Source organism: Patescibacteria group bacterium (assembly GCA_018817085.1).
Classification (GTDB): Bacteria; Patescibacteriota; WWE3; order CG2-30-40-12; family CG2-30-40-12; genus CG2-30-40-12.
The window spans coordinates 1-6,100 of the sequence record JAHIUT010000068.1 but is presented as its reverse complement, the minus strand read 5'-3'; the positions used below and the strand labels follow the sequence as shown (position 1 = coordinate 6,100).

At 36.6% G+C, this 6,100-nt stretch carries 3 protein-coding genes; all 3 read right to left on the bottom strand.

Annotation, left to right across the window (positions count from 1 at the left end):
* Nucleotides 1-303: 303 nt before the first annotated feature.
* Genes KJ678_04495 through KJ678_04485 form a run of 3 tightly spaced genes read right to left on the bottom strand, consistent with a single transcriptional unit; the run spans nt 304 to nt 5,949 of the window.
* A complete protein-coding gene (locus tag KJ678_04495; protein MBU1017387.1) occupies nt 304-3,879 on the bottom strand; it encodes a hypothetical protein in 3,576 nt (1,191 codons plus the stop codon).
* Nucleotides 3,880-3,915: 36 nt separating this feature from the next.
* A complete protein-coding gene (locus KJ678_04490) occupies nt 3,916-5,151 on the bottom strand; it encodes a glycosyltransferase (protein ID MBU1017386.1) in 1,236 nt (411 codons plus the stop codon).
* An 18-nt stretch (nt 5,152-5,169) separates the two neighbouring features.
* Nucleotides 5,170-5,949, bottom strand: coding sequence for a glycosyltransferase (locus KJ678_04485; GenBank protein MBU1017385.1), 780 nt, complete (start codon nt 5,947-5,949; stop codon nt 5,170-5,172).
* Nucleotides 5,950-6,100 lie beyond the last annotated feature (151 nt).

Here is a 6,100-nt window from a genome sequence, read left to right as displayed (position 1 = left end):
TCTTCTGAATAGCGGTAATAAGAAAAAGAGATATTAAAATAGTTTTCAACGACATACTAATTTTCATACTAAGAAAGAGTATACCAGAAAAAAAGACCCTTGTCAAGTCTATGGGGTGCGGGGTTTGGTAAGGAATAGTTAAGTTATCAACAGACCGCCCGCGGGGTATTATAAGATACGGGGTTTTGCGGGCTGGCGCATAAGGGATAAACAAAGGAGTCTCCTTGTACAAGGAAACTCCTTAGTCAAATGGGTTCTAGTATAAGGAAAAGGCAATCTCATCGGGATTGCTTCGTCTCTCGCCTACGACTCGTTCCTCGCAATGACAGGGTAGGCAATAAGCAAAATCGCAAAGCCGATAAATTCCAATATCTGTGGCCAAAAGATTATAAAAAAATCGTTTTCGCAGACACCCTCCCCTTTCCAATCATCGCAACCGATTGTCCACCCATTTGCCCAGCTATTAACTAAATGGTGGGGTAAAATGGACCCTCTAAAATCTAGCATAATCCAGCCTTTCTCATAAGATTGACCAAATACAAGAAAACTCTCTCCCTTTGGAAGTTTCGCGGTTAGTTTATAAAACGCGGGATTATACCTTACAGAATTTATAATCGTGGCGGTATTTGCGCTAAACTTGTCCCCCACTCTTTCCCCCTCAAAAAGACTTTTAATAAAAAGCGAAGGGTAATAATAAACAGAGATATTATTTAGTTTGTTCGCGGTTTCAATATTCCCTATAGAAGTGTTATCCAAATGAAAAATATAACCTAAATCAAATAAACTAGAACTCATCGCCGGAAGAACTAGATAACTCTCGCTACTATTAGCTTTTTGAACAACATCGCATCTTTTAGACAATGTGTTTGAGATACAAAACGAAAGCGCCAGCCCTTTTAGGTTTTGAGAATTCACCGCAAAAACATATCCAACAGCTTGCGGCAGGTTCAAAAGCTCAAAATCTTCACAGTTAACCGCATTCTTGGAATAGTAGATTAAAGCTCCCGCAGAAATTTCTTTATCCACAAAAAGCGAATTGAAACGGTCGCAGTTTCTAGCGTATTGCGAATGTAAGTTAGAATTAGCATCTATATCAAAAACAAAATAGTCTTTGCCGAAATTTATGCTAGCCATATCCAAATTATCTCCTTCCCCATAACCAGATACCAAAAATTCAAGAGGGTTTGCCGTCTCCGAAAAAACGAGCGGGTAGAAAGTAAGCCGTATATCTTTGTACCAAATAGTCTTTTCCTCGTCGTAAGCGTCCAACGCAAACGCCAAAAACACCTCGCCAGAGTAACTACTCTTTGAAAACTCCACAAAATCGGTATAAGAATCCCAACTTAAACTGCTTCTTGGCCTATTGCCAAATTTATTGTTTAGGCATTTCCCGGAAGAATCCGTTAAAAAGCAGTACTCTGGAAGTTCTTCCGCCAACGATTTATAACCATAAGAAACCGAAATCAAATTATACTCATCGTTTTTCTCCACAATTTCCTTAAGTAGAAAACACGGGGCGGAATTTTCCCCAACCAACTTAACCGCGCCTTCTTCCAAAATAGCGGATACTTTAGAATCGGGCGTGGAAGCGGAACAAGAGTAAACGGTGTCTATAAAATCCTTGGACTCAAACCTTTTTACATAATCCGCATTGCCGTTATATAAGTTAAGGGCAGTATTCCCCTTTGTGGGCATAAGGATTTTGCCATAAGATTTATAAACGCTACCTAGATTATTTAAACGGATAAATTGTGAGGAATTTATAGCTAAAATAAAATCGGTTTGCCTGCCCACATTTATCGTTTTAACAAGGGACAACTCCCCGTCTTCAAATAAAGGAACTTTATACGAAAACTTTAAGTCTAAATTCCCGTTTTTTATACCCGCCCATATCTCAACAGGAATTAAATTCTCATTGTTAAAATATTTTTCCAAAACCTCTTTCTTGGAGGTTTTTAGAGGCTTTTCAAAATTTATAGTGTACCCCTCCCTACCGCGTGAGGCAATATCAGCATCAATTTCGGATATGTCTCCGCGAATAACATTATAATCATTGCGCTTACCTGAAAAATAGGAATAATTTTGCGGAAAATAGTTAAGCATAACCTTATAAACTTTTATGCTACCTAAATCTTTGGCCAACACAATTTTCGGATTGTTCTCTAGAAGAGCCTCCAGTTTAGAAATATACAAAGATTCCAACACCCCTTCGGGCTGAATAACATTTGTATCCACCAAAACCCAATTTATCTGATACTTATTTAAAACATCGTAAAAAAGTTGGGCGTTTTCAGAATATAAAGCATAGCTTACATTTTTGTAATAGTTTTCATTCTGGACATTCCACACATCAAACGCTCTATCCAGGATAGGTTGTTCTAGACCATACCACAAAAACCCGCTTCCGCGGTACCCCCATTTATAATAATTCCAACCCCAAAAGGTGTACTGCGGAAAATTGGCTATCCGTTCTGTTTTTGGAACGGTTTTAAAAAAATCAAAAAGTTCAAAATATTCGTTTGGGATTTTAACTTTCATATTAGTATAAATCAGATTGCCCTTAAATATAGGAAACATCCAAACAATTAGCAATATGAACATAATAAAAATCATCATTGGGGTTGAACCCTTTAGAGGGTTCAACCCCCTAAACTTAACCTTTTCTATTAAAACACTAACTCCCACCGCAAAGAACACGCTGTAGGCAAGCGCTGCCGGAACCACCCATTTGGTAAAAGGAAACCTAAAAACCTCCGCAAACAGAGGAAATGTCTGCCTTAAAAAGTGATAGATAAAGCCTAGAGGAAAATTTTCGTTTAAAAGAAAAAACAAAGATATTAAAAAAATTCCCGCAAACCCAATTAAAAAAGTGTTATTTTTATATTTTTTGGATAGTAGACGGATAAAGGTAACGGCAAATCCAAAAAAAACTATAGCGGATAGAATGTAACCGATAATCAAAACAGGCGGGTTCTGCATATAATCAATCCACGGACGCAACATATAATCAAACTTCCCCTGTTCTATTTGCAAATCCACATTCCCAAACCAAAATCCTTTCAGCAAAAGCGTATTGGCTAAATTGCCATGTTTAACATTTTCCATAAAAAGAATATCCGAGCTCATTGAACTAGAAAGCGCTCCGTATCTAACCGATAGATTGTTAAAAATAAAATATAAAAAGGACAAGAGCCAAAAAGAATTTACAGCGAAAACAATTCCCAAAACCTTAAAGAGGCGAGTTTTTTTGACAAGGACGACAAATCCAAAAAGCAATACGCAAACAACATAAACTATAAAGATTGTGGGAATATAAAATGCGGGGACAGCCAGAACATTTATTAAAAATAAAACTAGGAGGTTCTTTTTTGAGCTGTTGTTGGCGTACCTAACCAAAGAATACAACAACCAAGGAAGTAACCCGTAAAAATGAGAAAAAGAAATATATGGGGTATAAAAAATTTGCGCTGTTCCCAAATTCAAGCAATAAAACAAAGCGCCAAGAAACGAAACCGCGTTACCCAACTTAACCTTTTTTAGCAAAAAATATAAGCCCAAAACTCCCGTAAAAAGCATAGAAAAATGGTAAGTATATCTCATTAAATTAACGGGAGTACCAAAAATGCGCAAAAAATACATAAAAAGGGTGTGCAATATATTGGCGCTATGCGCGTTCCCTGTTAAAAGCCCCAAACCTTGATATTCTTCCCAAACCGAAAAAATCCCCCGCGATAAGTTAAGTTTTAAATCAAATTCAGGATGCAGGTTGTCCCATCCTGTGAGATATGTGCCCGGAGCGTAGTTACTAATAAAAATTGCAATAACAACCAACAAAAGCGCCAGTGGAAAAAAAATATCCGAAAATTTTAATTTGGTCATTGGAACTATTTTAGCAGATTTAAAGATATTTTTACTTTACAGAATTACTTTGTTGTACATCTCTCCAACTTTGGACCATTTTCTGTTTTTAAATAATTCTTTGGATAAATTTTCAAGAGACACTCGCTTATTTCTATCTTTCGTAAATTCCATTATCTTTTTATGAAAATCATCTTCGTCCATATTAAAAACTATATCCTCAACGGACATATCAACAGCGGATAGGGACTTCTTAAAATCGGCGGTTTTGGCGTATTCTTTAAGATTGCGGGATATAACAAAAGGCTTTTTGTATGTTAAAGCAAAACTCAAAGGCCCGCTTGCGGATATAAAAGCGCGGTAAGGCAAAACAACCAAATCGCACGCCGAAAAGTAATATTTTATATCCTCTTCCTTTAAAAAACCCGTGAGGACGATATTGGAATGCCCCTCAACATTTTTATACAAATTAGATATGTATCGCGCGTAGACGGGGTCGTTTTTGTGTACATTGCTCTCTCCCCCCGCCATAATAAGCGTTATACCCTCTTCCTTAAATTTATCTCTAAAAGCGTTAACAATAAAGTCCGACCCCTTATACCAGATTAAAAATCCAAAACATAAAACCATAAAATCGTTTTTATCAATTCCAAGCCTTTTTCTGGACTCGGTTTTGCTGGGTATTTCCCCTTCCTCGTGAACGCCGTGCGGAATAGTGTATATTTTGTTCTCCCCTATTCCGATACCTATTAAGGATTTACGCAAATGCTCTTCAAAAACTATTATTTTTGTTGACATCCGTCCTAAAATAAAATAATAGATTTTCAATAAAACCCCCATACTCTTTGATAAAACCCCTCTTTCAAACACCCCCATTTGCTCGCTAATATCGGAAAAATTTAAAATCACCCCGTGGGATACAAGGTATATCTTTTTACCTAATAACTTAATAAAGAAAAATAAAACGGGGATAAATCCAAGCAATACTTTGCTTGCGCCAAACATTCCGAATTCAAAAGCGAAAAGAACTTTTTTGGCTTCTTTGCGCTTCGCCACATTTTTTAATAAAGCAAAAAAACTTTTTATACTGTTTCTTTTCCAACACCTTATAACTTGCGCATTTTGTTCCGTGTAATTTTCAGAGCTATCTAACTTATCGGCTAACACTGTAAAATAAACCGAGCGGGACATATGCGTAAGAGTATTTTTTGTGTACGATGCCACGGCGCTGAATTTATTACCGTATAACGAACCTTTTGGCGGATAAGTTGAAATAACCAAAATTTTCTCCATAATGGTATTTTACCAGATTTAAAGTATTGGAATAAATCTTATTCTTGGCACCAATTGTTCGGAATAAGAAACGGGGCTATATTTTCCTAGTATCCCGCTTATTCTTATCGTTGCAACATCCGCTAAAGCTCTAAATACATCTCTTGCCAAATTAACTTTGGAAGAGGTACTTATATGCGACCAAACAACGGGCAGTTCTTTTATCGCGTACCCCATTTCTTTAGCCACATATAAAAGCTCGGCGTCCAGCCCCCATCTTTCTTGTCGTAATTTAGGAAACACTGCCCTAGCTATTTCTCTAGTAAAAATTTTAAATCCTCCTTGATAATCGCTTACCCCAACACCTAAAAGAGCGTTAAAAATAAAGGTGTGCCCGCTACCTATAAATTCTCTTATAACACCTCTTTTCACCAAACACTTTGTATTTGGCAGTTTTTTGCTTCCTACTATTAAATCTATCCCCTTTTGAATATGTTTATTAAAAGACTTTAAGTTCTCCAAAGGAATGGAATAATCCCCGTCTATGTACATAATATAATCGGTGGTAGCCTTTTTAACCCCCATTTTAACGGCAAATCCTCTGCCCCTGTTGGTTTTATAAGACAATATTTCCGCGGGGTACTTAAAATTTGCGTTTTCAAGAATTTTTACAGTTTTATCGGTGCTACCGTCATTAACAAATATTACTTTTGAAATAGTTAAACCCTTGGGAGACGCAAATTTGTTTAGCGCTTTTATAGTTTTTTGTATTCTCTTTTCCTCGTTATATAAAGGAATAACTACTGTTATAGTTTTCATAGAAATATACTATAACACTTTTTGGGAGAAAAGTCAAACTATGGGGTTTTAACTTAATAGCCTTTTTCTTTCATACATTCTCTGTAAACATCCATATTGGGAATGCGGGAACTGCTCCCGGTGTCTTGGTTTCTGTATTCTTCATAACCTA

Coding starts and splice junctions, on each gene's coding strand:
- KJ678_04495 (MBU1017387.1), bottom strand. CDS start 3,879: ATGACCAAATTAAAATTTTCGGATATTTTTTTTCCACTGGCGCTTTTG.
- KJ678_04490 (MBU1017386.1), bottom strand. CDS start 5,151: ATGGAGAAAATTTTGGTTATTTCAACTTATCCGCCAAAAGGTTCGTTA.
- KJ678_04485 (MBU1017385.1), bottom strand. CDS start 5,949: ATGAAAACTATAACAGTAGTTATTCCTTTATATAACGAGGAAAAGAGA.